Below are 25,586 nucleotides of genomic sequence, written 5' to 3' on the forward strand. Positions count from 1 at the left end.
CTCCCTCACCCCGACGAATACGGCTCCCCCACCGCCTACTCCCACTCGGACTCCCACCCCCACCCCTACCCCTACCCCTTCCCCCTCCGTGACCCCTACTCCCACGAATACGCCGGTCTCAGGCGTCTTCTGCTATTGTCTGGCTAAAGACATTGTTCCGACCGGCAGTGGCACAATCGTGAATGTCCCTTCTCAGTCGGAATTCTGCAGCCCAGACTGCTACTATCTCCACACAGAAGTCACCGTCACAGCATACGGCATTGCGGGGTATGGCTGGTCGTCGTGGTCGGGGACTGACAACAATTTGGCCAACCCGACCACAGTGACAATGAGTTGGGCCAAAATCGTGACGGCCTACTTCGTATTGTTACCCACGCCTACGCCCCCGCCTCCGCCTCCACCCCCGTTATCGGTGGGCGGCATGCAGGCTGTGCCGGAACCGCTTGCCGATGCAAATCGCGGCCCTCCGGCGCTGCCCCTTGTCGCGACGGGCGGGGGAACACTCGCTGCAGCCGCAGTGGCCGCACTGGGGGGTCTGTATGTGCGGAGGCGTCACTTGCGTTAGGCCGAAAGTGAATCGCGCAAGAAAGAATCTCTTGTTCTCAGAGACCGCTGAGGGCGGGGAAGGCGATGGTGAAGGCTGAGCCGCGGCCCGGCTCGCTCGCCGCCGACACCGTTCCCCCCTGCGCCTCCGCAAGCTTCTTGACTATCGCCAGCCCCAGCCCGCTGCCGCTTCCGCGTGCCCGCGCCGCGTCGACCCGGTAGAAGCGGTCGAAGATGCGCGGCAGGTGCTCGGCGGCGATGCCGGGCCCCGTGTCCTCGACGCTCAGCGTGACACTCCCGCCGGACGCGCCGGCCCGCACCGTCACGCGGCCGCCCTTCGGCGTGTGCTTGAGGGCGTTGTCAAGCAAGTTGCCGACGATCTGGAGCGTGCGCTCGCGGTCGACCAGCGCCGCCGGGAGCGGCTGGGCCTCCAGATCGAGCGTGACCCCCGCCTGCTGCGCCTGCGGCAGCGCCCGCGTGACCGCCTGTCGCGCCAGCTCGGCGAGGTCGGTGGGGGCGCGCTCCAGCCGCAGCTCGCCCGATTCGGCGAGGGCGATGTCGCGGAGGTCGGTGATGAGCTTGCTAAGCAGGGCGGCCTCGTCGCGGATGACGGCCGCGTGCTCCTGGTCGGCGGGGATGACGCCGTCGATAAAGCCCTGCGCCGTGCCCTGGATGACGGCAAGCGGGGAGCGCAGCTCGTGGGCGATGTCGGCGAGGAGGCGGCGCCGCGTCTCGCGGTCGCTTTCAAGGGCGGCCGCCATCTGGTTGAACGACAGGGCGAGGTCGGCGGCCTCAGAGGGCGACGTCAGGTCGACGCGGTGCCCGAAGTCCCCGGCGGCGATCCTGCGGGCGGCGACCGCCAGGCGGCGGAGCGGCCGCGTGAACCCGTTGACGAGCGCTACGGCCAGCAGCGCGGCGATGGCGAGAGCGGAGAGCCCGCCCGCGAGAAGGGCAAGCCTTATCCTATCGAGGAAATCGCTGACACCCTGTTCGAGGAATGTGCCGCCGCCGGAGTAGACCACCAGCGTACCCACGCGCTCGCCGTCCAGCAGGACAGGGATGCTCTCGGTCTCGCGGCCCTGTCCCTGCGCGCTTGCTTCCAACTCCGCGCCCATCGCCGGCGCGACGTAGGCCGTGTCTTCGCTTCCCCCGTACCAGTCACCATCGCCGGCGCCTTCCGGCGCGCCCTGCTGCCGCTGTTCCGTCTGGCCGCCCGGGCCCATGGGCGCGTCGCCGGGGGCAGTCTCGCCTCCCGACGTCGAGCCTTGTCCGCGGCCGGGGCCCTGCCCGTCGCCCTGCCCGTCGCCGGGCGTCTGGCCATCACCGGGACCGGTCTCGCCGCCGGGGCCGCCGGGACCCCTGCCGGGCGAAGAATCGGCGACGGCGGCGCCTTGGGCGTCGAGGAGCTGGACGCGGCCCCCCGGGCTGGGCACCGACGATATGACGGACTCGACGCCCTCCCAGCTCCCCTGGGCCGCGTAGTAATCGCCCAGGTTCTCCACGAGCGTTTCCACGTAGGCGGCGTCGACGCTGGAGCGATACGAATCGAACTCGCGCGTGGCCGTTCGTTCGGCGATGACGGCTGCGATACCCACGGCGAGGGCGACAATGAAGATAAAGGAAAGGGCAAGACGGAGTCGCAGGCTACGAAGCATCTCCCGCCTCCAGTCGGTAGCCGACGCCGTGCACCGTTACCACGTACTTCGGGCGGCGCGGGTCGGGCTCCAGTTTCTGCCGCAGGTTCTTTATGTGGCTGTCGATGGCGCGCTCGTACCCCTCGTAGCTGTCGCCCTGCACCGCCTCCAGCAGTTGCAGGCGCGTGTAGACGACGCCGGGGTGGCGGGCCATCGTGTGGAGAATGGCGAACTCGGTGGGAGTGAGGTGGACGCGTCGCTCCCCCAGTCGCACCTCGTGGCGGCTGGGGTCGATGAAGAGCGGGCCGAGCGTGAGCGGCGCCCGCGGCTCGGCGGGACGCGCCCGTCGCAGGATGGCGCGAACACGCGCAAGCAGCTCCTTCGGCTCGAAGGGCTTGACCACGTAGTCGTCGGCGCCCAGCTCGAGGCCGACCACTTTGTCGACGGGGTCGTCGCGGGCGGTGAGCATGATCACCGGCACGTCGGACGACTGCCGGAGCGAGCGCATGACGTCCCACCCGGATATTTCGGGCAGCATGAGGTCGAGGATGAGGAGCGACGGCTTCTCGCGCCTCGCCGCTTCGAGGGCGCTGCGGCCGTCGAACGCCGCGGCCACGCGATAGCCGTCCTTCTCCAGGTAGGCGCGGACGATCTCGACCATGTGCTTGTCGTCGTCGACAACCAGTATCTTCTCTTTCATGTTGCCTCCGCTGCTATCTGTTGAGGCCGCGCTCGGCGCCGCCGCCGTCTCTCATCACACATAGTCTACGCGAAATATGTGCAGGATTCTTGGAGGAATTGTGGAGATTTCCCCTTTTTCCGCTTCCCGGGCGGGGCCTCAATCTCCATGCGATCTCCATCCTGTTTCCACTGCCCTTACACACGCCGCCGCTAAGCTGAAAGTGGATGCGGGAGGACCGCAAGAGCACACAGAGTAAGGAGGAAGAGTGATGGGAAAGAGACTGGCTGTAGTGGGCGGCGCGATCGCGGCGGTGGCCGTGGGCGTCTTGCTCTTCGGGACGGTGTTCGCGGCCGGGCCGGGACCCAACGCGGGCAACGGGGTCGACATCGGCGGGAGGGACATACCGGTGGCCGTGGCGTCGGAGCTGACGGGGCTAACGGAGGAGCAACTGCTCGCCGAGCTCGAAGGCGGCACGACTATCCCGGCGCTGCTGGAGGAGAAGGGGATCGACCTTTCGGTCTTCCACCAGGAGGTAGCGGAGGCGCGCCAGGCGGCGGTAGACGCGGCGGTGGCGGCAGGCACGCTCACGCAGGAGCAGGCGCAGCGCATGCTGGAGCGCATGGAGCAGAACCAGGCCTCGCCGGGCCCGCACGGACCGCAGTACGGTGAAGGCCGGCAGCTCGGCGAGTGCGACGGCGACGGCGAGCAGCACCGCTACGGCTCCGCTTCGGTTGCGGCGGCTGGCAAGAGCTGGGGTGAGCCTGGCGAAGGCACGGGCCCCGGCCTCGAGCACCGCTACGGCGGCTCGACCCGGTAGGCTTTCGAGCCATCGGTTGAATGGGGAGAGAGGCGGAGAACGCCTCTCTTCTCTCTTTTTCGTGGGGTATTCTGCGCCGATCTTGTTGACAGAAGGCATACAATGGTGAGGCTGAATGCGGGGGTACCCCAAAGTGGGCTGTTTTCGCCGTCTTCTTTTGCCTGCGCTATCGATTGCGCTGGCGCTGCTCGCAGCCGCGCCTGCCGCCGGCGCCGACGGGCAGCGGTACCGCGATGAGGTTTTCGACTCCGTGCTCGTCACGAGCGATATCGCGTACGGCGAGGCGATCGACGAGCACGGCGAGCTCGAGACGCTCTACCTCGATCTGTACGAGCCGGAGGGCGACGCGGCGACGGGGCGCCCCGCGCTCGTCTGGATTCACGGCGGCGGCTTCACTGGCGGCGACAAGGCGGACTCGCTGCACGTCGAGATTGCGACCCGCTTCGCAAAACGCGGTTACGTGGCGGCGTCGATCAACTACCGTCTGCGCGAGGGCGAATACTTCGAGCCGAACGACCCGGAGCTGCCGCTGGCCATCGCCGACGCGCAGCACGACGCCCAGGCAGCCGTGCGCTGGCTGAGGGCGAACGCCGCCTCCTACCGGATCGACCCCGGGCGCATCGCCGTCGGCGGCAGCTCGGCGGGGGCCGTCACCTCCCTCTACGTCACGTACAACTCGAGCGACCCCGGCGACAGCGGGAACCCCGGCTACCCGTCAGATGTTTCCGCGGGCGTCTCCGTCTCCGGCGCCATGGCCCCGCTGCTGATCGAGGCGGGGGAGCCGCCGGCGATGATGGTGCACGGCGTCGAAGACACGCGCGTCCCCTACGACCTAGCGCTTCAGGTGGTGGCGCGGGCGCAGGCGGTTGGGGTTACAGTGGAGTTCCACCCGCTGGATGGCATTGGGCACGGCGTGTGGACGCTGTACAAGGAGCCCGTCATCGCCTGGATGTCCGACTTCCTCTACCGGCAGGTCGCGTCACCCCCCGTCGGGGGCTTGGCGGAGCCGGCAGCGCTGCCGGCGGAGTGCGAAACATCGGTGCCGTTCGCGCCGATCGCCGCTGCCGCGGGGCTCGGCGGAGGCCTGCTCCTTGCCGTCGCATCCGTTGCCTTGCACAAACGGCTGTTTCGCTCCTCCTGATCGTCGGCTACAATGTCGGCGCCGTCATGACGGCAGCAGTGAAAGGCATTCGAAGTGAAGTGGCTCCCTATCCGCGCCGCAATCATCGCCGCCGTCGCGGCCCTTGTCGTCGCCCTCGCCTCGGCCCAGGCGCTGCCGACCACGCGGGTGAGCGTGAGCAGCGAGGGGCTGGAGGGCAACGGCAGGAGCTTCGAGCCCGCGATCAGCGGCGACGGTCGCTTCGTCGCCTTTCAGTCGTGGGCGTCGAATCTGGTCGAAGGGGACACCAACGTCTGCCGCGTGTTCCCGACGTTCGACACCGGCAACTGCCCGGACATCTTCGTTCACGACCGCGAGACGGGCACGACGGAGCGCGTCAACGTAAGCAGCGCAGGCGAGCAGGCGAACAGCTGGAGCTACAACCCCGACGTCAGCGGCGACGGGCGCTTCGTGAGCTTCGTCTCGGGGGCGTCGAACCTGGTGGAGGACGACACGAACGTTTCCTTCTATCCGGACGGGATGCCCTACCCGATGGAAGACGTCTTCGTGCGTGACCGCGAGACCGGACGGACGGCGCGCGTCAGCGTCGGCAGCGATGGCGCTCAGGCGAACGGGCCGAGCGACCGCGCCGCGATCAGCGACGACGGCCGCTACGTCGCCTTCCTCTCGACCGCCGACAACCTGGTGTCGGGCGACACGAACGGCCAGCGCGACGTCTTCCGCCACGATCTGCAGACCGGCGAGACGCTCCGCGTGAACGTCAACAGCGCTGGCGTCGAGGCGAACGGCTGGAGCTACCACGTCACCATCAGCGCCGACGGCCGCTTTGTCGGGTTCAGCTCCAGCGCTTCGAACCTCGTCGCCCCTCCCGAGGCGGAGATGGACATCGACGCGTTCCTGTGGGACGCGGAAAGCGGCCGCGTGGAACTGATCAGCGCGCCGAGCGGCACGGAACCAGCGGGCCCCTACGGCGAAGCGCCGTTCGTAAGCGCCGACGGGAGATGGGCGGTATTCAGCAGCGGCAACCCGAACCTCGTTCCCAGCGCAGATATGATCGAGGACGTCTTTCTGCGCGACAGGCTGACCGGCGAGACGCGTCGGATTAGCCTGACGATGGACGGGCGGGAGGCGGGCTCGGCGAGCTTTGTCATGGGGCTCACGTCCGACGGTCGCTTCGCCGTCTATCGCACCGCCTCGCCCGCCATCGTCCCCGGCGACACGAACGACCGCGAGGACGTCTTCGTCTGGGACAGGCTGACCGGGCAGACGGTGCGGGCGAGTGTGGACAGCGCCGGCCGTGAGGCGAACGGGCACAGTGAGATGGCGGAAATCAGTGACGACGGCCGCATCGTCGCCTTCCAGTCCGACGCGACCAATCTTGTCCCCGCGGACACCAACGGCGCCACCGATGTCTTTGCCCGCGAGATCGTAGTCTCTCCGGCGCCTTCGCCCACGCCTACGGCCGTCGCGACCCCAACGGCGCCGCCGGCAACCCCGGTCGCGCCCCCGCCCACGGGGGACGGACCGGGCGCCGCGGAGACTCCGTTCAATAGATTGGGACAGGGGCTCGTCGCTCTCGTCGCGGCGTGGTTGCTCGTAACGGCGGTGGGAGCGACGCTGAGCCGCAGACATCGCCCGCGGTAGGGCGGAGGTTCCGGCATGGCTCCTTCCGCACCGGGTGGAAAGGCCACGCGCGGACCCCGAAGGCGCCGCTTCTCGTGGCTGCCCGGAGCCCTTTTCCCCGTCGTCGCCGTCATCGCCGCCGTTGCCCTTGCGCTCTTTTTCGCCCGCAGCGAGGAGTCGACCTATCGGGCGGTCATCGTCGACCAGCTTGCGCTCACGGAGCCGAACGCTGCTTTTGTCGCGAACGTCACGGGAATGCTCGAGCGCGCAGGCTACGAGGTCGACTACGTCCCCGGCGAAGAGGTAACGGTCGACTTCTACCGCGGGCTGCCGTCGCGGGGGTATGAGCTGTTGGTGCTGCGCGTCCACACGGCAAGGTTCGAGGAGGAGAGCCTGACGATGCCCGACCCGGAGAAGAAGCAGGAGCTGCTGCAGACGTTCGGGCAGGACGTCTTCCTGTTCACCTCCGAGCCGTACGACCAGTCGAAGTACGCGCAGGAGCGGGAGCGGCGGCAGTTGTTCGCGGTGCGCTACCGGCAGGGCGGCGACGAGCGGTACTTCGGGGTGACGCCGCACTTCGTCCAGTCGACGATGCGCGGCGATTTCGGCGGCGCGACAATAGTGCTGATGGGCTGCGACGGCCTCCTGTTCGATAACACGCCGCGGGCGCTGGTGGAGCGGGGAGCGAAGGCGGTCATCGGCTGGGACGGGCTGGTATCGGGGGCGCACACGGACGCGGCGGCGGAGGCGCTGCTGCGTCACTTGCTGGAGGGCGCAACACTGGGGCAGGCGGTGCAGAAGACGATGTCGGAAGTGGGGCGGGAGCCGGCGTACGGGAACTCGCTGCGCGTCTACCCGCAGGCCGCCGCCGTCGAGACCATTCGCTAGCGGTTCGCGGAATACGACCCCTGCATTTGCCCGTGGCCCCGGCGGGCAAGCCTGCTCGCCTGAGGCGGGATGCCCGCCCTATTACAGCGCGGTCCTATTCGGTGAGGCGTCGGTAGAGGGTGGGCAGGCGGTCGGGCAGGGCCTCGATGTCGCCCAGGACCTCGTAGTCGATCTCCTCGCACATCTGGCCCAGGTAGTCGTGTCCCTCCTTGTCCACCGTCAGACAGAACGGCACGATGCCCTTTCGCTTCGCCTCCAGCAGCGCCTGGTGCGTGTCGTGAATGGCGTACTCGCGCTCCGTGCGGTCGCGCCCGTAGCCGTGGTCCTGTGGCCGGCCGTCGGAGACGAGGAAGAGGATGCGAACCTTCGCCTCGTAGCCTTCCAGCTTCGACGTCGCGTGGCGGATCGCCGGCCCCATGCGCGTAGAGCGGATCGGCGCCACCTTATCGATGCGCGCGCGCACCTGCTCGGCGAGCGGCTCGTCGAGGTCCTTGAGCACGTAGAACTCGACGTTCTCGCGCCCGTAGCCGGAAAAGCCGTAAATGCCGTACGCGTCGCCTATCGCTTCGAGGGCGCTGATCAGGAGGACGATGCTCTCCTTTTCGAGGTCGATGATCCGTTTGGGCGGGCTGAGAATCGCTTGCGCCTTGCGCTGCGCCAGCCACTCGTAGTAGCGGCGGGGGTCGTCTCCGAAGTCCTCCTCGGCGTACTTCTGCTTCCGCTTCTCGATCTCCTCGTCCGTCGAAGCGCTCATATCGAGCAGGAAGGCGACGGCGACCTGCCGCTCGATCTTGTTGCGACGCCAGTAGACCTTGTCGGTGAAGCTATGGCCCGTGCGCCGCTCCGTCAGGTAATCGATAACGAGGTCGATGTCGAAGTCCTCGCCGTCGTGGAGCCGCTTGATCTTGCGGAAGAGCTCGGGACGGAGCTGCTCGAACTGCTTGCGCGTTTTGGCGGCGAGTCCGCTGTAGCGCTGTAGCGTCTCTTCGTAGTACGTCTGCTCCCCCTCTTCGAGAGGACGCTGGAGCACGCGGCACCAGCGCGGCCTGTAGTCGGAGGCGCGGAAGTCCCACTCATCGTACCAAAAGACCTCCGGCTCGGCCGATGATGTCTGCTCTTCCTCGACGACGCCGTCGACGGGCTGGCCGTCCTTCATCTCGAGCTTCTGATCGGGGATAGGGGTGCCCGCCTCCTTCTCGAGGTTGGTGAGGAAGAGGCCGACGGTCGACGACAGGTCGCCCTCGGCCATGGCGCCGATGCTTATTTCGACGCTCTTTTCGAGAAGCTCCTTCAGTTGCTCTGGAGTGAGCGGCGCCAGCCCTTCCGGCGCCTCGACGCCTTCCTGAAGGCGAAGCCGCATAAGGAGCTGGACGAGCTCCGGCTTGAAGTCGCCGCGGAACTCGACGGGCTGCGGGCTCTCGTACTCCTCTTCGGTGCCCGTGGGCAGCGGCGTGCCGGAGGCGTCCGCGCTGCCCTTCGGCTTCATGAGCATGAACTCCATGCTCTCTTCGTCCATGAGCTCCCAGTCCAACCCGTCGATGTCCTGGACGCTGAGGTTGGGCAGGCGGGATGTCAGCTCGTAGAGTCTGAGGGCCGCCTCAGCCGAGTCCTCGACGCGGGCCTGCGGTTGGCGGACGGCGTGCAGCAGGCGCAGCCCTTCGATCATAAACGCCTCGAGCGAGCGCGGCCAGAGCATCGTGTGGGCGCCGTCGATGCTGGCGCGGACCAGGTTTTCGAGGAACGCCTGGCGCAGCGGCAGGCCGGGCAGAGGAGGGCGGCGCGCCAGCTCGCGCTGCTGGACGAGACGCCAGGAGCGGCGTATTCCCGGGTACTCGCGCGTCAGCAGGAAATCGACGCGGGCGTCCTCCGTGATCGTGAACAGGTCGGCGGCAAGGCGGCGGTCCGGAAAGAGGTCGAAGAAGCGTTCCATATCGGTGAGCGGCGCGGTGTCCTTGGAGCGCTTCGTGGGCCGCCCGCTCTTCAGCCGCCGTCGTCGCGAGGAGAAGATGTTCCCCCTGCGCTTGAAGTTGAAGAGGAAGCTGCCGAACTCGAGGTGGCCCGCCTGGTGGGTCGCGTACACCTTGTAGACGGCGAAGTTTTCTTTCTTGCTCTCGAACTCTTCGATGGTGGGAGGGAGATAGACCGCCGTCCCCTCGGTGGAAGGCAGCTCCGAGGCGACCCAGCCAATCCCTTTCTCGGCCAGCGAACTCGAGGGATGGATACAGACGTTGGCTCCTGTCAGCGCCTTGCAGTAGAGGCGGAGGATGTCGCTCACGCGGGACAGGTCGACGCGATGAGAGAGGCGCTCGAGGACCTCCTCGCCCTTGCCCGACTGCAAGCGGAAGAACGCTTCGCCGCCTTCCCGGGTTTCGCGCAATATTCGGGTTCCCGCCGCGTGCCACTGGCCGAGGCTTTCGGCGTCGATGCGCGCGAGGACCTCCGGTCCGCTCTTCAGGAACTCCATGGCTGCGATCGGTGAACTGGCGGCGAGGTCTTCCGCCATGGAGAGGAGCCGCGGATGCTCGTGGCCCTCGACGCGGCCGAGCGCTGCTGCCGCCTCTGCGAATAGCTGGTACGAGCGCGGCCCGACGGCGTCGGCGACGCTTCCGGCGAGTTGCATGAAGCGCGCGCGATGAGCGGCCTCGACGTTCTTCACCAGATTCGGGCCGTTCTCGCAGTAGTTGCGCGCGTCCGCCCAGCTCGACCTGACTATCGCGTGCGCGAGCTCGACGAACCCCTTCCTGTCGGCCGGTTCCAGTTCGGAGAAGAGGCGGGGCATCGCCTCCAGACAGCTCCCTGCGAGTTCATAGGACCTCTCAGCGAGGATTTCGATGAGTCCCTGGACGTGCTGGAGCTCTGCCACCCTCACCGAATCGAGAAGTCGGGCAGTAATGGAGAAGAAAAGCGAAGCCAGAGAGACCGATTTCCAGTTTCCCTGGTAGAGACGGCGCCCCATGGCGGCCCAATGATCGAGTTCGGCGAGGGAGAGCCGGCCCGCGCACTCCGGCCCTGCCTGAAAGTAGGCGGCGGCGATAATAGAAGAGTGGTCTGCCAGCTCCCGCCCTATGCGGGTCCAGCGACGAAGAGCGTCGAACGGCACAATGCGGATGACCTTCGGGCTGGCCCGAAAGTACTCGATGGCGGCTTCCCACGAGCGGAGCGACTGGCCGGCGAGGGCGATGCCTTCTTCGGCCCAGGTCCTGAGTTGCTCAGGGGAGAGGCGACCGGCCATCTCGCCGGCAGCCAAACGGATCTCTTTCGGCAGGCTCGCTGAGAAATCGGCGAGGCGTCTCTCGTACTCCCTTAGCTCCTGCTCCCTGTCGTCCACCGCTTCACCAGACCCCCGCGTTTGAGCGCCGCTGCTATTGCCCCTCCTGGATGACGATCTCCAGTATCTTGTCACCGGGGGTCGCATCCCGCTGAGGATTGTGGGGCGTCAACGACTCCAGGACGTCGAGTCCTGACGTTACCTCGCCGAAGATTGTATACTGGCCGTCGAGCTCAGGCGCTTCCTCGAACACGATGAAGAACTGACTTCCGCTCACCGGGGTGCCGCGGCCGCCACTCGACATACCGACGGTCCCTGCCAGGAACTTGCGGTCGCTGAGCTCCTCCGGTATGAAGTATCCCGGCCCGCCGCGGACCGGGTCGTAGAAACCGCGCTCGGAGGGGTCTCCCGCCTGCGCGAAGGGGTGCGGGATTCCCTCCGGCAGCGGCTTTTGTGCTACGCGGAAGAAGGTGAGGCCGTCGTAGAAGCCGGAGCAGGCAAGAAACACGAAGTTGTTGACGGTGTAGGGGGCGATATCCGGCAGGAGCTTGATGATGATGTCGCCCTTTTCCGTGCGTATGGTCGCGGAGTAGGAGAGGTTGGGGTCGATTATCATCGGGGGCATGCTTGACCACTGCCGCTGGTTGGTCTTCAGGCAGAGAGAGGCGAAATCGGCCGTCCTGGTGGGAATGGGGCCTTCAGGCGCGGGCACAGTGGCGAAGGGTGTGGCCCGAATCTGGGTGCCGCCTCCCGACTTCACTACAATCTTGTCGCTGTTGTCGCTGCCGCAGGCGGTCCACGCGAGGGTGGCAGTGAGCGCAACTGCGGCGAGTGTCGCGGGCGAGAGGAGTCTTCTCATTTCACCCTCCTCAATTTGAGAATAGCTCCCCCTGCATGAAAAACGCGCACAAAACGCGTCTATTTCTCTTCGACCGTTATCTCCAGCACCTTGTCGCCGGCGAACTGCGGGTTTTCCTCCGGGTTACGCGGGGTTATGCTTTCCACAACGTCCATGCCGGCGGTCACCTGTCCGAACACGGTGTAGCGTCCGTTCAGGCGCGGCTGCGGCTCCAGACAGATGAAGAACTGGCTGCCGTTGGTGTTCGGGCCGCGGTTGGCCATGCCCAGCGTGCCCTTCTCGAAGCCGCGGCTGCTTATCTCGTCCTGTATCACGTAGCCGGGGCCGCCGCCGCCCGTTCCCGTGGGGTCGCCGGTCTGGGCGACGAAGCCGGGCAACACACGGTGGAAGGTGACGCCGTCGTAGAAGCCTTTGCAGGCGAGAAAGACGAAGTTGTTGACGGTGACGGGCGCCACATCCGGAAAGAGTTCGACCGTGATGTCGCCCTTCTCGGTCTTGATAACGGCGGTGTAGCTTTTCGCCGGGTCGATTATGGTCGGCGGCGGGGCGGTGAACTGCTTCTCGCCCGACTTCTGGCAAGCCTCGGCGAAGCTCATGACCCGCGTGGGCAGAGGTGCCGACGTGGGCTGCTCGGTTGCCGCTTGCGAAGGCGTATCTACGGGCTGCGACTGCCCGTCTCCGTCCTCGTCTCCGCAGGCCAGGATGGCGAGCGATACGATGGCGCCGCCGAGGACAAGCGCTCTGATTAAGGTGTGTTTCATTCCCCGCTTCCTTACTCGAATATGGACGAGACGACCTCTTCGATGCTGCGCTGCAATTCGATGTCGTCGGTCAGCGCCCACACGACCGCCGACTGGCAGGCCTGGAGGGGCTCGATGCCCCTGGCCATCAGCTTGCCCGCGTAGATGAGGAGCCGCGTGCTCACCCCTTCTGCCAGGCCGTGCTCCTTCAGGTTGCGCACCTTCTCGCCCAGCTTCGCGAGGTCGGCGGCGATGTCCTCCGATATTTGCGCCTCGTGGGCGATGATCTGCGTCTCCTGCTCGCGGCTCGGGTAACCGAACTCGATGGCGATGAAGCGCTGGCGGGTGCTGTGCTTGAGGTCTTTCAGCACGCTTTGGTAACCAGGGTTATACGATATGACGAGCAGAAATCCGGGCGCCGCCTCGACAATCTGTCCGCGCTTCTCGATGGGCAGGATGCGGCGGTGATCGGTCAGAGGGTGGATGAGGACGGTGGTGTCTTTGCGCGCCTCAACGACCTCGTCGAGGTAGCAAATCGCTCCCGCCTTGACTGCGCGCGTGAGGGGGCCGTCGATCCAGCGCGTCTCTTCGCCCTCGAGCAGATAGCGGCCGACGAGGTCGCTGGCGGTGAGGTCCTCGTGGCAGGCGACGGTGACGAGGGGAAGGCCGTGGACCTTCTCGTTCCGACCCGCGTTGGTGACGTCTTTGATGATGGTGAGCGGCCTTCCCAGCCTCCAGGCCATGTACTCGATGAAGCGTGTCTTGCCAGAGCCGGTGGGGCCTTTGAGGAGGACGGGTATCTGCTGCTCGAAGGCGGCGGTGAAGAGAGGGACCTCGTCGTTGACGGGGAGATAATAGGGCTCCTCGAAGGCGTAGTACTCTTCGATGGCGTACTGGCGATAGTTCTGCTCTTCCACTCGTTGCTCGACCACGACTAAGTTACCTCTTTGCGGCTACCCGCCCTTATCCGACGCTGCAGCTCCTGCCAGAGTTCCTCGACCCGCTGCTTGAGCTCCTCGATACTCCCGTTGTTCTCGATTATCACGTCGGCGCGGCGCCGGCGCTCCTCGTTGCTGAGCTGCGAACGTATGCGCGCGTCGGCCTGCTCCGCCGACATCCCCTTCGTCTCCATCAGCCGCTGCCGGGTCACCCGCGGCGACGCGAGCACCACCCACACCTCGTCGGCGAGCGGCCGCCAGCCCGCCTCGATGAGTACGGCCGCTTCCAGAACGGCGACGGCGGTCCCGCGCGACCGCAGCGCTTCCAGATCCTGCGCCATCATCTTTGCCATCTCCGGCCAGACGATGGCGTTCAGGCGCTCACGCTGCCTCGGATCGGCGAATACGCGCTGTCCCAGCTTCGCGCGGTCGATCTCACCGTTCTCGTCGAGTACCTCTCGGCCGAAACTGGCGACCACGCGTTCGTAGACGGGGGTGCCCTTGCGATAGGACCGGTGTCCCACCTCGTCGGCATTGACGAGGGCGGCGCCCTTTTCAGCGAGCATCCTGGCGACAAGGCTCTTGCCGCTGCCGATGCCGCCGGTAAGTCCGATTGTTATCATGCCCGTCCAAAAAAGGCGCCCTTCTCGGGAAGGGCCCGCCGACTCACCGGGTGCTTTACGGTAATTCTAAGCGGACTTCCGATAGGCGGTCAAGTTGGGGAGGGAGGGGGTGGCCTGTCTGCGGATAGGGACAGATAAGCAGATGCGAGGGGCAGCCGCCGCGATGGCGGTTCGATGATCCACGTAGCCGAGGCTTCCCAGCCTCGGCCGGTAACGGCCCCACCAAATTGAGGCGGCTGGCAAGCTTCGGAACGCGGTGGAGCCTGCAGCCGGTGCACGGGTGGGGAACGGATGCGAGGGGGCGCGTTCATGCCGTATCGCGCTGCGCTTCAATGGGGACAGGCTGATCAAGATGGCGGAAGTAGGGTAACATACTTGTAGGAGCGCGCTCCCGCGCTCGTCGAATAGATGGGTCCCTTTCGTCAAGAATGGAGGGCAACGAGCAGATGACAGCGGAGGCGAGTCGAGAGGCGGTGGCGTTCGAGCCACACGATATCATGGAGCTGGCCCAGATTATCGTCGATCACGATGAGAAGGCCGCCTACGAGTTTCTGAAAGAGCGCGTCTACAAGCGGATTGTCTCCGCCCAGGCGATGCGTATAGAGCACGCTAAGCGGGGCCGTCATCTCGATCTGGACTGAGTGGTCTGAGCGCGGCAGCGGAAGGGGTCGCGCGCCCTCTGCTGCCTGGCCGTGAAGCTGTGGCTATACTTGCGGAAATCATCGAGACGCTGACCTCCGACGCCGCCGTGCGCGAGTTGCGCGCTGGCCCCTACTGGGTCGCCGTTTGGAGCCGCTACTGCGGCCTCGCCTCCACGCTTGCCGACCCTACTCGAATAGATGTCGAAAAGCTCGAACTCGCGTCCGCGCGGTCGCTCGCCCAGATGGCAGTCTCGCCCGTGTGGAAGGAGGCCGGCATCGGCATCGCGGCGATAAACTCGCTGCTGGAGGTCGATGAGACGCGTTGCCGGGACCTGAACGCGCGCGACCTGCTTATGGAGCGGGGCGCCGGGAAGAGGGTGGCGCTGGTGGGGCACTTCCCGTTCGTTCCCCAGCTCCGCGATGCCGTCGGCGAGCTTTCAGTGCTGGAGCTGCAGCCGCGGCCGGGCGATCTACCGGCATCGGAGGCCCCGCGCGTAGTCCCGGAAGCGGACGTTGTCGCCATCACCGGGACGGCTCTGGTGAACGGGACGATGGAAGACCTTCTCGGCTACTGCCGCCCGCAGAGCCTGGTGGTGCTGCTGGGACCAACGGTGCCCCTCTCGCCGGTGCTGTTCGACTACGGCGTGGACGTGATATGCGGTACGCGTGTCATCGATCCGCCAGCCATTCTCGCGCAGGTGGAGGCGGGCAGGAGTTACCGCGAGATGACCGGCGTGCGCATGCTGGCGATGCAGCGCGACGCGCAGGCGGGCTGAAGCCGGCTGCGCTCCCAAAGTCCCTATGTCTCAGAAGCTGTTGTTGCCGATAATTCCCTAGGGGACGCGGATTGCTGTCTCGGGGTGAACTGTGTCCGATGGTGCTTTGTCTGAAGGTGTGGCTCCCCGCGTAGTGCGCCACGCCTGTCTTGAGCTGGTGCGTGCGCTCCGGCAGATGCACGCGGCCCCAACTTCGGGCGCGCTGGCAGATGCTCTGCAGTCGCTCGTTGCCCCTGCCATCGGCGCCTCTGTAGCGTGCGTTCTTCTCGATGACGGTAGCGGCATGCTGGCGTTGTTATCAGGGGAGAGGGAGTCCGTGTCCGAGTTGTCGGCGCTGCGGCTGAGAGTTGCCGAAAAAGGGCCGGTGAGCGACCTCCTCGTAAGCGGTGAGATGATCATCTCCGACAGTCCGGCCGATGTGCTCGGCGACGCTGCCCCCGCCGTGCCCGCTCGTCGCATCATGCTCTGCCGTCTCGAATGGGAGGAAGAGAAGCTGGGCGTCGTCCTCTTCGGTGACGAGGGCGACGGCATGGATCTGGAGTTGTGTCCGGAGGTGGCGGGACACCTGTCGCTGGCGCTCGTTCGCTTGCGGGCGGCGCGAAGGACGTACCGGTACGGGGGCATCGACCCGATCCGCTGGATGTTCGACCGGGAGTGGTTCGAGGCGCGTCTCGAGGAGGAGACGGCGCGGTCGAGGCGCTACGGCCATCCGCTGGCCCTGCTGCTCCTCAGCTTCCAGAACCTGGACGAGATGGTGGAAAAGGGGGGGCGGCAGCAAAGCGAGGTGTTCCTGCGACGTCTGGCCGCCGTGATACGCGGCGAGATCAGGACTCACGACGTGTTGGCGGCGTTCGGCGACGCCGGGGTCGCAGTCCTCTTGCCCGAGACAACGCGGTCCGCCGCTGTCGCCATCCGACACCGCATTGCGTCGCGAGTCCTCCAACTGAGGCCCGCCGGCCCCGACGTCGCCGGCTGGAGACCCGATCTTCTCGTCGGGCTGGCGGCCTACCCGGAGGACGGGGACTCGGCCGGAGCCCTGATTGCCGCCGCAGAGTCGAGCCTGGCCCGCACCGGGCACGAAGAGCTGGAGAAGCCGGCCTGAGGCGGGTCGGGCCGCGCCTTTCTGCCTGACAGAAGTGTCCAACAAAGGAAACGCGCAGAGGATGGCCGCGCCCTCCGCATCCCTCTATAATTGGAGGCCGGGCCGCCTGCGTGGAGACCAGCCGGACTTGCGGCCTTCTGAGCAGGGAGTGTCGAAACATGAGCAAGCAGCAGAAGAAGCTCGTAGTCATCGGCGGGGGCGCCGCGGGAATGAGCGCCGCGACGACAGCACGGCGCCTTCGCCCCGATTGGCAGATCACCGTCCTGGAACGCGGTTCGCACGTCTCCTTCATACTCTGCGGTCTGCCCTATTTCATCTGCAACACCGTCAAAGACCTCGAAAGCCTCGTCGTCTACACGCCGGAGTACTTCCGGAAGGAGCGCGATATCGATGTGCGTATCCGGCATGAGGTGCGGCGCATCGATTCCCGCGAGCAGGTCGTAGAGGCTCTGGCAGTGGACACACGCGAGAAAGAGACGCTGCGCTACGACAGCCTTGTCATCGCCGCAGGCGCCAATGCCGTCCGCCCCAATATCCCCGGTATCGGTCTGAGGGGCGTCTTCACGCTGCGTTCGCTCGAGAGCGGGGTACAGATCAAGGACTATCTTAAGACGCGGCGGGTACGCAGGGCAGCCCTCATCGGCGGCGGCTATATCGGGCTGGAGATGGCGGAAGCGATGCGCACTCTGGGGCTGCGGGCCGCAATCGTCGAGGCGACGGACTCATTGATGCCCGGGAGCGAGCCGGAGATCGCGCAGCTCATCGAGGAGGAGGTCAGACGCCACCAGGTCGAGGTGCGGAAGCAACAACTCGCGCTGCGCTTTGAGCCCGACGCCACGGGCGCGGTACAGAGGGTGGTGACCGACCAGGGGGAGCTTCCGGCGGAAATAGTGATCGTTGCCGTCGGCGCAAGCCCGGACGCGAGCGTGGCCCGGGAAGGCGGCGTCGCCCTGGGCGAGACCCGCGCCATCGCTGTCGATGAAAGGATGCGCACCAACGTCCCGAACATTTACGCTGCCGGCGATTGCGCCGAGACGCGTCATCTGATAACGGGCAAGGCGATGTACGTGCCGCTGGGCACCACGGCGAACAAGCAGGGGCGCGTCGCGGGAGAAAATGCGGTTGGGGGCGACGCCACGTTCGCAGGCGTGGTCGGAAGCTCCGCCGTCAAGGTGTTCGACCTCGAAGTCGCGCGGACGGGGCTTTCGGAGGAACAGGCTAAGACGCACGGCTTTGATGCCGTGGCCGCCACCGGACAGTTCCCATCGCGCGCCCGCTTCTATCCCGGCGCGAAGACGGTGACCGGAAAGCTGGTGGCGGAAAGAGGAAGCGGCCGGCTCCTGGGAGCCCAGATGGCGGGGAACGACGGCGGCACGGTGGCCAAGCGGCTCGACGTGGCAGCCGTTGCCCTTCACGCCGGGATGACCGTGAGCGATCTCCTCCGCCTCGACCTCAATTACGCGCCTCCCTTCGCCGCCGCTTTCGAGGGGATACAGGCGGTCGCCCAGGCCTTGCAGCGCCGGCTGGAACGCGAGGAGTAGCCCCTCAGAGACGCCGCAGGCCGAGCGTATACAGCAGAAGGTCCTCGATTTCGCGCATCATAGCGTCGAGGCCTAGCAGCGGCAGCAACAGGGTGAAGCCCCACGCGTACCCGCCCACGATGTCGCTCGGCCAGTGGACGCCGACGTACACGTTAGCCCATCCCACGAGGGCGAGCACGGCCACCGATGCCGCAAGAAGCGCAGTCCTCGCGGCCCTCAAACGCAAGTCCAGCGAGACGTAAAAGAGAAAGCCGTAGAAGAACGCGCCGCTCATCACGTGGCCGGCGGGGAAGCTGTCGCTGGAGAAGCCGGCCCGTATATCCACCATGTCGGCGGGCGGGCGCGGCCTGTCAACGATCTCCTTCAGCCCCCATTGCAGGAGCGGTAGGACGATGAGCCCTACAGCAAGGAGGACCGCGAGCCGCCGCCGTCGGAAGAACCAGAGCGCGACGGCGGTGACGACGCCCAGCCCGATGACGACCTGCGTCGTCGTCATCAGGCGGATGAAGCGGGAGAGCGGCAGGCCGGGCACGGGAGGGTCCTGAATGCGCCGCAGGATGTCGAGATCGCCGGGGAGGCGGTCGTTGAGGGTGGCGAGGGCTGTGAGGGCGATAGCGCCGGCGAAGAGGGCCAGCCAGACCGGCCCCCAGAAGAACAGGACTCTGCGGAAGAGGTAGACGACGATTCCGTATCGCAACTCATCCTCAGTCTAGCACAACCCCCCGATGCGGCATCAGCAGCGCGGCCAACTGGCGCCATCGCTGGTCCGTCAACGGATGGAGAAACGGATAAGCGAACACAAGGGGCGGCGTGCAGGACGAGGAATCGACCTGTTTGACGCAGGCAGGGCTTTCCAGCCTCGGCCGGCCGAGCTCGCCTGCAGACCACGAAGCGCGCGCGGAGCCGTCCCGCGCTCTTTCGTCCCGCTTCTTGGACTATTGCAGCGTTAGGTGTAGAATTGGAGCGCCTCGGAGGGTAAGGGCTTGCTCGGGGCAAGTCGAACGATGTCCGAGGTCTCGAGGGAAAGTCAGGCGTCCTAGAGGAGAGGCGAAATGCAGGACTCAAACTACTGGCAGCGTTTTTCCAGGAAGCGCCTATCCAGGCGAAAGATGCTCACCGTGGGCGCTGCGGGAGCGGGGGCGGCCGCCCTCGCGCTCAGCGGCTGCGGTGGCGATGACGGCGGAGAGGAGCCCGCCGGCCAGACGCCGCGCGCCGAGGAAACGCCTCAGCCCGGCGGCAACATGATAATCGGCCTCGGATCCGACCCGGGACACCTCGACGAGCAGGAGTGCGTGACCTGTTACTGGATCGCCAGTCAGTTCAACGGCTTCCTGCACCACATTAACCTCCGCACTCAGGAAATGATGCTCCAGATGGCGGAGAGCTTCGAGCAGCCGGACAACACGACGTACATCTGGAAACTGAAGCCCGGGATCAAGTTCCACGACGTCGATCCCGTGTTCGGGCGTGAGGTAACGGCCGAAGACTGCGTCTACAGCTTCACGCGCAGGCGGGACGACCCTGCCTCCCAGAACGACAAGCAGCTCCTGCGCGATTTCACCGCCGGCTGGGAGGCTGTCGACACGTACACCTTCAAGCTGACGACGAAGGCGCCCTACCGCCCGGCGATCGACGAGCTCGGGAACCCCTCGTATCCCATAATCCCTCACGAGGCGGTGGAGAAGTTCGGCAGCCTGGCGCAGAACCCCGTGGGCTGCGGCCCCTACATACTAGATAAGTTCGTCCGCAGCGAAAGCGTGGTCATGCACAAGAACCCGGACTACTTCATCCCCGGCCGTCCGTACCTCGACTCGCGCGAGTGGGTGATAATCCTCGACTATTCGACGCTGCTGCAGGCGTTCAAGACAAAACAGCACGACTACAACGGCGCCCTGCTCGACAAGCTGAAAGTGGAAGAGCTGCAGAAGATCAACGGCGTGGTCGTCATAGAGGCGCCGAACTTCTGGCGGCACACGCTGCTGCTTCGGGTCGATAGGCCGCCCTTGAACGACAAGCGCGTCTGGGAGGCGATAGACCTGGCAGTCGACCGCGACGACCTCATCAACAAGATGGCGTTCGGCGAGGGAAAGTACACGGGCCCCGTGCCCGCCGACCTGGAGTACTACTCGCTGCCGCAGGACGAGCTGCGCGACTTCTACAAGGTGGACTTGCAGAAGGCAAAGCAGCTTCTCTCCGCCGCAGGCTACGAGGACGGCTTCGACCTCTTCACGCCCGTGGAGAACGTCACCGACATGACGAAGTGCGCGGAGGTGGTGAAGGAGCAGCTTGCGAAGATAGGCGTCAGGACCAACCTCGAGGTCAAAGAGCTCGGGGTATACCTGTCGCAGCATCTCTACGCGAGCGAATTCGAGGCAACCTGGTACTACAACCTGCCCTACGTGGAGCCTGATAGGCCTCTGTGCCAGTGGTACAGCAAAGGACAGGCAGGCTTTTCCTTCTCCAAGTACAGCAACCCCAAGATGGACGAGTGGGTGGAGAAGGAAAGGGCGGAGTTCGACAACGAGAAGCGGCGCCAGATCATCCTCGACGCCCAGCGCGAAATGATCCGCGAGCACGGGCCCCAGATCAACACTTACATCCCCCAGGCCTGGGCGGCGTACTGGGACTGGGTGCACGGCCCGGAGACGACGATAGACATCGGCGCGTGGGGCTACCTCGGCATCGATGTCTGGATGACGCCTCGCACATAATTCACGCGCGGCAAGCCGGAGAAACGTCCGGCGGCTCCATCTTGACCGGTTGGGCTGCCGGACTTATTCTTGCCCATGCTTCAAACATCCGTGTCCCGTTGGAAAGGGAAGGCACCCGAGATGTCCGAGTACTGGGAGCGTCTTAACAAGCGGCGGATATCACGGCGAACGGCGCTCAGGGCCGGCGCCGCTGCGATGGGGCTCGCGGGCGCGGCGCTGGCCGGCTGCGGCGACGATGGTGGGCGGACGCCCGCCGGGGAAAGCCCGGCGGCGGAACAGACGCCGCAGTACGGCGGCAACCAGGTGATCGGTCTGCCCGCCGACCCCGGCGGCCTCGATGTCCAGCAGAGCGTCACCGGCTACTGGGTTTCCGGCAACTTCAACGGCTACCTCCACAGCGTGAACCTCGACGACCAGAAGGTCTATCCGCAGATGGCGGAGAAGGTGGAGCACGTCGATGAGGTGACCTACGTCTGGACCCTGCGACGCGGCATCAGGTTCCATGACATCGACCCCACGTTCGGGCGCGAGGTCACGTCTGAAGATGTACTGTTCAGTATGGAGCGCCGCCGCGACGACCCCTCGATAATGAACGACAAGCAACTCCTGCGCGACTACACGGCGAGCATGGAAGCGCCGGACCCTTACACCTTCCGTCTCGTCAACACGCGGCCCTACGCCCCCGCTCTCGATGAGATAGGCAACCCCAGCTACGCAATCATCCCTCGCGAGGCCATCGAAAAGTGGGGCGACCTATCGCAGCACCCCGTGGGCTGCGGCGCCTTCATCCTCGAAGAGTACGCGAAGGCTGAGCGGGTGAAGGTGCGCAAGAACCCCGACTTCTACATGGAGGGACGCCCTTTCCTCGATTCCATAGACTGGGCGTTGATCCCGGATGTTTCCACGCTGTACCAGGCCTTCCGGACAAAGCAGCACGATTCCTGCGGGGCGACGCTCGATAAGTTGAAGGTCGAAGAACTGCAGAAGACCCCGGGAGTCATCGTGCGCGACTCGCCCAACTACTGGACCCGCTGCCTGTTGCTGCGCGTCGACAAGCCGCCGTTCACCGACAGGCGCCTCTGGCAGGCGGTCGACCTGGCGGTGGACCGGCAGGACCTCATCGACAAGATGGCGTTCGGGGAGGGCAGGTTCAACGGGCCGGTGTCGCCCTATCTGGAGTACTGGTGTCTGCCCCAGGAAGAGGTGCGCGAGTTCTATAAGACTGATATCGCAGAGGCGAAGCGGCTCATGGCGGCGGCGGGCTACGAAGACGGGCTCGAGGTCGACGCGCCGGTGATGAACACCGCCAATCTGACCAAGGACGCCGAGATCGTCAGGGAACATCTGGCGAAGATCGGCATCAGGCTGAACATACAGGTGAGGGACATCGCCGTGCTCCTGGCGCAACACCTGTACGCGGGCAACTTCCAGATGCTGTGGTTCTACAATCTGCCGTACGTCGAGCCTGACCGGCCGCTCTGTCAGTGGTTCAGCAAGGGGATCGCCGGCCTCAGCTTCACCGGCTACTACAGCGAAGAGATGGACAACTGGATCTGGCGCGAGCGATCGGAGTTCGACCCCGAGAAGCGGCGCGAGATAGTGCTGGCTGCGCAGCGGGCGATGATGCGGGAGCACGGCCCCCAGATCAACACCTATACTCCCCGTGGATGGGCGGCCCGCTGGGACTGGGTGCACACGCTGCGCGAGGGCACCGGAGTCGGGCTGACAAGCCGCAACTTCCTCGGCATCGATACGTGGATGACCGCCCGGCACTAGAACCTTCGCCGCTTGCGGCGGCGGACCGGGCGTCCCAGGAGCGTAACACGTCGAAGGGCGAAATGAAAGGAGTATCCGTGAGGCCCCTGGAGCCGCGCGACGTCGCCGCCTGCGAACGGATACTGCGCAGCCTTCCCGAGTGGTTCGCCTTCGAGGAGGCGGTGGCGCGTTACATGCGCGACCTCGAATCGCTGCCCGGGTTCGTGGCCGTCGACGGCGACGAGGTGATCGGCTTCCTCGCGCTGCGGCATCACAACCCACTGTCGAGCGAGGTCCACGTGATGGCCGTCCGCCGAGAATGCCACCGTCGGGGAGTGGGAGCGGCGCTGATGAGGACGGCGGAAGAGGCGCTGGCGGGAAAAGTCCGCCTGCTGCACGTGAAGACGCTAGGGCCCTCTCATCACGATGAAGGCTACAAGCGCACGAGGGCCTTCTACGCAGCTATGGGCTTCGTTCCTCTCGAAGAGACGACGGCATACTGGGGGGAAAGCCAGCCCACGCTTGTTATGGTGAAACCGCTCCCGTAGTAGGGGGCGCGGACTCAGGTCAGGAGGAGCGTGCATGGCCCGCGAGACTGTGACGCAAGAGGTCGACGCGGCGGTTATCGGCTCGGGGCCGGGCGGCGCGACCGTCGCCCGCGAGCTGGCACGGGCGGGAGTCCGCGTGGCGCTCCTCGAGAGGGGCAAGGACTACCGCCGCCGCTTCTACTACGGCAGCCACCTGGGAGCGCTGATCTACGCTGACCGGCGCAGTCTCCTGTTCACGGAAGAAGGGTTGAACGTTGTCCGGCCCATCATGACGGGCGGCGCCACGAACATGTTCTGCGGTTGCGCGGCGGAGCCGCCGGGCTGGCTGAAAGAACGTTACGGCGTGGACCTGGAAGAGGAGGCCCGGAAGACCATCGGAGAGCTGGCGATACAGCCTCTGCCCGATGAACTACTCGGCGAGGGCTCGCGCACGGTGATGGAGGCAGCACAGGAGCTCGGTTATAACTGGCAGCCTCTCCCGAAGTTCATGAGCCCGCAGGGCCGCCGCTTCAGTTGCGGGGCAAAGTGCATGCTCGGCTGCCGCTGCGGCGCGAAGTGGACGGCGAACGAGTACATCGACGAGGCGGTCGCGAACGGGTGCAAACTCGTCACGGGGGCGCAGGTGGACGAGGTCGTCATCGAGGGCGGACGGGCCGGCGGCGTGCGCGGCAAGGTCGCCGGCCGGCCGTTCGAGTTGCGGGCAAAAGTGGTGGTCGTCTGCGCAGGCGGCATCGGCACGCCGCTCATCCTCCAGCGGTCGGGCATCCCTGAGGCGGGACAAGGCATGGCGATGGACCCGACGGTGATGGTGTACGGCGTCTGGAAGGGCCGCGGCACGGCTTTCGAGCCCCCGATGTCGGTCGGCTACAGCGACCGGGAGCACGGGTATATGCTGAGCACCCTAATCGACCCCTGGGCGCTCTACCCGATCATGGCCACGCTGAAAGGGCTCCGGCGCGCCTTTAGCTGGCGCAACTACCGCCGCACAGTCGGCGTGATGATCAAAGTGACCGACGAAGTATCGGGGTCGGTTTCGATGGAAAAGCGGCTGCGAATCAGCAAGCCGATGACCGAGCGCGACAGGGAGCGTCTTGACCACGCGACGGGCGTTGCCACCCGCATCCTCGTCAAGGCGGGGTGCGAAGCCGGTTCCATCTTCGTTTCGCCTCTTCGCGGCACGCACCCCAGCGCGACCGTCCGCCTGGGCGAGCTGGTGGACAAGGACTTGCAGACGTCGGTCAACGGCCTCTACGTCTGCGATGCCAGCGTCTTTCCGCAGGCCCTGGGACAGCCGACGGTGCTTACGATTATCTCTTTCGCCCGGCGTCTCAGCTGCCACCTCCTCGAAGGCGCGCTCTCCAAGGAACGGTCGGCGCCGGCCGCGTCCAAACATCGTAATGCGTCTGTTTGACACACGGGTGTGCGGGTGCAATACTGGCTCATCCGAAGATCGGACGCCAGCCAGGCCTGCGGCCGGCCGTTGCGACAATCCTACCTCCCGGCGTCGTTCCGGCCTGCGCTGCGTGCCGATGCGCGTGGTGGACAGGGCGCGATGGCAGAAGGCAGGAAAGCAGTCGACGATGGCCCCTGTGCCGGCTGACAGGGAGGAATGGGCCGCCGTCTACACGGCGTTCGCCATCCTGCGAAAAGAAACGCAGCGCGTGTTCTCCCGCTGGGGGATTACAACGCCTCAGGCCACGGTGCTGGCCCTCCTCGCCGAGGCGAAGACTCCGCTCACAGTGAGCCGGCTTGCCCAGTTGATGATGCATGAGGTGCCCAGCATCAGCAGCATCATCGACCGAATGTCCGACGCGGGCATGGTGGAGCGGGTCAAGGACAATAGCGACCGGCGGGTGACGCGAATCAGACTGACGAATAAGGGCCGGAAGCTGCACGATTCCGTCCGGGTGGCTGCGGTACAGGTGAGCGAAGAGCTGTTCGGCGTCCTCTCGAACGAGGAGAGGGCGGAGCTGAAGGAGTTGCTGCAGCGGTTCCGGCGGCGCAACATGCAGCGGTTGCGCTGAGCGGTTGCGTCCGGTTCAGCGGCCTCCCAGGAGGACGCCGAGATCGGGGCTGATTATCCCATCCACACCCAGCGCCGTCACGCGCTCCGCTTCTCCCAGATCATAGACTGCCCAGCAAATGATCTCCACGCCTCGATCACGCAAGAAGCCGGCGGTCGACTTGTCGAGAAGTCCGGCGTGGACCGATACGCGACGGATGGGGTCGCCCGCCTCGAGGCGACGGGCCAGGTCGCGCCAGCGGCCGCGGTCTCCCACCGAGTAGTAGAGCGCGTACTCCGGCGTCAGCCTCTGCGCTTCGTCGAGAAGGGCCCAGTCGCCGCACAGCCACACCGTCTCCGACAGATCGGGGCCGCGTAGTAGCCGCGCCAGGGCTTCGGCGAATGCGGGGACGTCCGCTTGCCGCCGGGGAGGCTTGAGGTCGAGCAGCAGGCGGCACCTGCCGGACGCCATCGCCAGAAGCTCCTCCAGCGGCAGGGGGTCGGGATCGACGCGCGCGTGCCAGGGGCCGAGCGCGATGTCCCATCGCGGCGTCAGTGGGAGATGGCGCGGGCGGCGCCCCAGCAGGACGGGCAGGAGGGGGAGACGGCGGTCGTGGCGCATCCACAGGCGTCCGCGGCCCAGGCGCACGTCGCCTTCTATCATCTCGATGCCGCGGTCCAGCGCCAGCCGCACCAGCTCGCGGCGGTTGCCGAAACCGTGCGCGATGCGCATAGGGCCGCCGGGCATCAAAGTCCCTTCAAGCTGAACCGGTTG

General features: G+C 66.0%; 22 protein-coding genes. 13 read left to right on the forward strand and 9 right to left on the reverse strand.

Annotation, left to right across the window (positions count from 1 at the left end; translation table 11 throughout):
* Nucleotides 1–602: 602 nt before the first annotated feature.
* Together QME71_07760 and QME71_07765 are read right to left on the reverse strand one after the other, a co-directional pair.
* Nucleotides 603–2,198, reverse strand: coding sequence for a HAMP domain-containing sensor histidine kinase (locus QME71_07760; protein ID MDI6858189.1), 1,596 nt, complete (start codon nucleotides 2,196–2,198; stop codon nucleotides 603–605).
* Nucleotides 2,188–2,877, reverse strand: a complete 690-nt coding sequence (locus QME71_07765) for a response regulator transcription factor (GenBank protein MDI6858190.1) — start codon at nucleotides 2,875–2,877, stop codon at nucleotides 2,188–2,190. Before QME71_07765 ends, QME71_07760 begins: the two co-directional genes overlap by 11 nt.
* 250 nt (nucleotides 2,878–3,127) lie before the next feature.
* Here QME71_07765 and QME71_07770 point away from each other — a divergent pair, with 250 nt between their 5' ends.
* From QME71_07770 to QME71_07785, 4 genes are all read left to right on the forward strand, one after another.
* Nucleotides 3,128–3,676 (forward strand): DUF2680 domain-containing protein, encoded by a 549-nt coding sequence (locus tag QME71_07770; protein MDI6858191.1) that lies wholly within the window; start codon nucleotides 3,128–3,130, stop codon nucleotides 3,674–3,676.
* Between the two features lie 115 nt (nucleotides 3,677–3,791).
* Entirely contained in the window at nucleotides 3,792–4,817 is a 1,026-nt protein-coding gene (locus tag QME71_07775) for an alpha/beta hydrolase (protein MDI6858192.1), read from the forward strand.
* A gap of 54 nt (nucleotides 4,818–4,871) precedes the next feature.
* Nucleotides 4,872–6,440, forward strand: coding sequence for a hypothetical protein (locus QME71_07780; GenBank protein ID MDI6858193.1), 1,569 nt, complete (start codon nucleotides 4,872–4,874; stop codon nucleotides 6,438–6,440).
* A 15-nt stretch (nucleotides 6,441–6,455) separates the two neighbouring features.
* Entirely contained in the window at nucleotides 6,456–7,307 is an 852-nt protein-coding gene (locus tag QME71_07785) for a hypothetical protein (protein ID MDI6858194.1), read from the forward strand.
* 94 nt (nucleotides 7,308–7,401) lie between these two features.
* Here the strand turns inward: QME71_07785 and QME71_07790 are convergent, their stop codons facing one another.
* The 5 genes from QME71_07790 to coaE form a co-directional block, all read right to left on the reverse strand.
* The gene (locus QME71_07790; GenBank protein MDI6858195.1) at nucleotides 7,402–10,635 is read right to left on the reverse strand and encodes a hypothetical protein; all 3,234 of its coding nucleotides are present in this window, start codon (nucleotides 10,633–10,635) and stop codon (nucleotides 7,402–7,404) included.
* Between the two features lie 34 nt (nucleotides 10,636–10,669).
* A complete protein-coding gene (locus QME71_07795) occupies nucleotides 10,670–11,434 on the reverse strand; it encodes a peptidylprolyl isomerase (protein MDI6858196.1) in 765 nt (254 codons plus the stop codon).
* Between the two features lie 59 nt (nucleotides 11,435–11,493).
* Nucleotides 11,494–12,030 (reverse strand): peptidylprolyl isomerase, encoded by a 537-nt coding sequence (locus QME71_07800; protein MDI6858197.1) that lies wholly within the window; start codon nucleotides 12,028–12,030, stop codon nucleotides 11,494–11,496.
* A 176-nt stretch (nucleotides 12,031–12,206) separates the two neighbouring features.
* Nucleotides 12,207–13,091: a CbbQ/NirQ/NorQ/GpvN family protein gene (locus QME71_07805; GenBank protein MDI6858198.1), complete on the reverse strand. Its 885-nt coding sequence runs from the start codon at nucleotides 13,089–13,091 to the stop codon at nucleotides 12,207–12,209.
* 17 nt (nucleotides 13,092–13,108) lie between these two features.
* Nucleotides 13,109–13,735 (reverse strand): dephospho-CoA kinase, encoded by a 627-nt coding sequence (gene coaE / locus QME71_07810; protein ID MDI6858199.1) that lies wholly within the window; start codon nucleotides 13,733–13,735, stop codon nucleotides 13,109–13,111.
* 446 nt (nucleotides 13,736–14,181) lie between these two features.
* On the opposite strand from coaE, the gene QME71_07815 reads away from it, so the two are divergent.
* From QME71_07815 to QME71_07830, 4 genes are all read left to right on the forward strand, one after another.
* Complete coding sequence (locus QME71_07815; GenBank protein MDI6858200.1) at nucleotides 14,182–14,376, forward strand: hypothetical protein; 195 nt, start codon at nucleotides 14,182–14,184, stop codon at nucleotides 14,374–14,376.
* Nucleotides 14,377–14,435: 59 nt separating this feature from the next.
* A complete protein-coding gene (locus QME71_07820; GenBank protein MDI6858201.1) occupies nucleotides 14,436–15,152 on the forward strand; it encodes a DUF364 domain-containing protein in 717 nt (238 codons plus the stop codon).
* Between the two features lie 118 nt (nucleotides 15,153–15,270).
* A complete protein-coding gene (locus QME71_07825; protein ID MDI6858202.1) occupies nucleotides 15,271–16,254 on the forward strand; it encodes a diguanylate cyclase in 984 nt (327 codons plus the stop codon).
* A 158-nt stretch (nucleotides 16,255–16,412) separates the two neighbouring features.
* Nucleotides 16,413–17,795: an FAD-dependent oxidoreductase gene (locus QME71_07830; protein ID MDI6858203.1), complete on the forward strand. Its 1,383-nt coding sequence runs from the start codon at nucleotides 16,413–16,415 to the stop codon at nucleotides 17,793–17,795.
* 4 nt (nucleotides 17,796–17,799) lie between these two features.
* Here QME71_07830 and QME71_07835 read toward each other — a convergent pair whose 3' ends face one another.
* Nucleotides 17,800–18,492 (reverse strand): phosphatase PAP2 family protein, encoded by a 693-nt coding sequence (locus QME71_07835; protein ID MDI6858204.1) that lies wholly within the window; start codon nucleotides 18,490–18,492, stop codon nucleotides 17,800–17,802.
* Nucleotides 18,493–18,847: 355 nt separating this feature from the next.
* On the opposite strand from QME71_07835, the gene QME71_07840 reads away from it, so the two are divergent.
* The 5 genes from QME71_07840 (at nucleotide 18,848) to QME71_07860 (ending at nucleotide 24,833) form a co-directional block, all read left to right on the forward strand.
* Nucleotides 18,848–20,506, forward strand: a complete 1,659-nt coding sequence (locus QME71_07840; GenBank protein ID MDI6858205.1) for an ABC transporter substrate-binding protein — start codon at nucleotides 18,848–18,850, stop codon at nucleotides 20,504–20,506.
* A gap of 120 nt (nucleotides 20,507–20,626) precedes the next feature.
* The gene (locus QME71_07845; GenBank protein ID MDI6858206.1) at nucleotides 20,627–22,282 is read left to right on the forward strand and encodes an ABC transporter substrate-binding protein; all 1,656 of its coding nucleotides are present in this window, start codon (nucleotides 20,627–20,629) and stop codon (nucleotides 22,280–22,282) included.
* A gap of 77 nt (nucleotides 22,283–22,359) precedes the next feature.
* Nucleotides 22,360–22,809, forward strand: a complete 450-nt coding sequence (locus tag QME71_07850) for a GNAT family N-acetyltransferase (protein ID MDI6858207.1) — start codon at nucleotides 22,360–22,362, stop codon at nucleotides 22,807–22,809.
* 34 nt (nucleotides 22,810–22,843) lie between these two features.
* On the forward strand, nucleotides 22,844–24,220 hold the full coding sequence (locus tag QME71_07855; protein MDI6858208.1) for a GMC family oxidoreductase: 1,377 nt from the start codon (nucleotides 22,844–22,846) through the stop codon (nucleotides 24,218–24,220).
* A 169-nt stretch (nucleotides 24,221–24,389) separates the two neighbouring features.
* A complete protein-coding gene (locus tag QME71_07860; GenBank protein ID MDI6858209.1) occupies nucleotides 24,390–24,833 on the forward strand; it encodes a MarR family transcriptional regulator in 444 nt (147 codons plus the stop codon).
* 15 nt (nucleotides 24,834–24,848) lie between these two features.
* Here QME71_07860 and QME71_07865 read toward each other — a convergent pair whose 3' ends face one another.
* A complete protein-coding gene (locus QME71_07865) occupies nucleotides 24,849–25,559 on the reverse strand; it encodes a glycerophosphodiester phosphodiesterase (protein MDI6858210.1) in 711 nt (236 codons plus the stop codon).
* Nucleotides 25,560–25,586 lie beyond the last annotated feature (27 nt).

This window comes from Dehalococcoidia bacterium, assembly GCA_030018455.1.
In the GTDB taxonomy this organism is placed as follows: Bacteria; Chloroflexota; Dehalococcoidia; order DSTF01; family JALHUB01; genus JASEFU01.

What these genes read in the sequence shown, in the direction of transcription:
- QME71_07760 (MDI6858189.1), bottom strand. Translation starts at nt 2,198, where the DNA reads ATGCTTCGTAGCCTGCGACTCCGTCTTGCCCTTTCCTTTATCTTCATT.
- QME71_07765 (MDI6858190.1), bottom strand. Translation starts at nt 2,877, where the DNA reads ATGAAAGAGAAGATACTGGTTGTCGACGACGACAAGCACATGGTCGAG.
- QME71_07770 (MDI6858191.1), top strand. Translation starts at nt 3,128, where the DNA reads ATGGGAAAGAGACTGGCTGTAGTGGGCGGCGCGATCGCGGCGGTGGCC.
- QME71_07775 (MDI6858192.1), top strand. Translation starts at nt 3,792, where the DNA reads ATGCGGGGGTACCCCAAAGTGGGCTGTTTTCGCCGTCTTCTTTTGCCT.
- QME71_07785 (MDI6858194.1), top strand. Translation starts at nt 6,456, where the DNA reads ATGGCTCCTTCCGCACCGGGTGGAAAGGCCACGCGCGGACCCCGAAGG.
- QME71_07795 (MDI6858196.1), bottom strand. Translation starts at nt 11,434, where the DNA reads ATGAGAAGACTCCTCTCGCCCGCGACACTCGCCGCAGTTGCGCTCACT.
- QME71_07800 (MDI6858197.1), bottom strand. Translation starts at nt 12,030, where the DNA reads ATGAGCTTCGCCGAGGCTTGCCAGAAGTCGGGCGAGAAGCAGTTCACC.
- coaE (MDI6858199.1), bottom strand. Translation starts at nt 13,735, where the DNA reads ATGATAACAATCGGACTTACCGGCGGCATCGGCAGCGGCAAGAGCCTT.
- QME71_07815 (MDI6858200.1), top strand. Translation starts at nt 14,182, where the DNA reads ATGACAGCGGAGGCGAGTCGAGAGGCGGTGGCGTTCGAGCCACACGAT.
- QME71_07830 (MDI6858203.1), top strand. Translation starts at nt 16,413, where the DNA reads ATGAGCAAGCAGCAGAAGAAGCTCGTAGTCATCGGCGGGGGCGCCGCG.
- QME71_07840 (MDI6858205.1), top strand. Translation starts at nt 18,848, where the DNA reads ATGCAGGACTCAAACTACTGGCAGCGTTTTTCCAGGAAGCGCCTATCC.
- QME71_07845 (MDI6858206.1), top strand. Translation starts at nt 20,627, where the DNA reads ATGTCCGAGTACTGGGAGCGTCTTAACAAGCGGCGGATATCACGGCGA.
- QME71_07855 (MDI6858208.1), top strand. Translation starts at nt 22,844, where the DNA reads ATGGCCCGCGAGACTGTGACGCAAGAGGTCGACGCGGCGGTTATCGGC.
- QME71_07860 (MDI6858209.1), top strand. Translation starts at nt 24,390, where the DNA reads ATGGCCCCTGTGCCGGCTGACAGGGAGGAATGGGCCGCCGTCTACACG.
- QME71_07865 (MDI6858210.1), bottom strand. Translation starts at nt 25,559, where the DNA reads ATGCCCGGCGGCCCTATGCGCATCGCGCACGGTTTCGGCAACCGCCGC.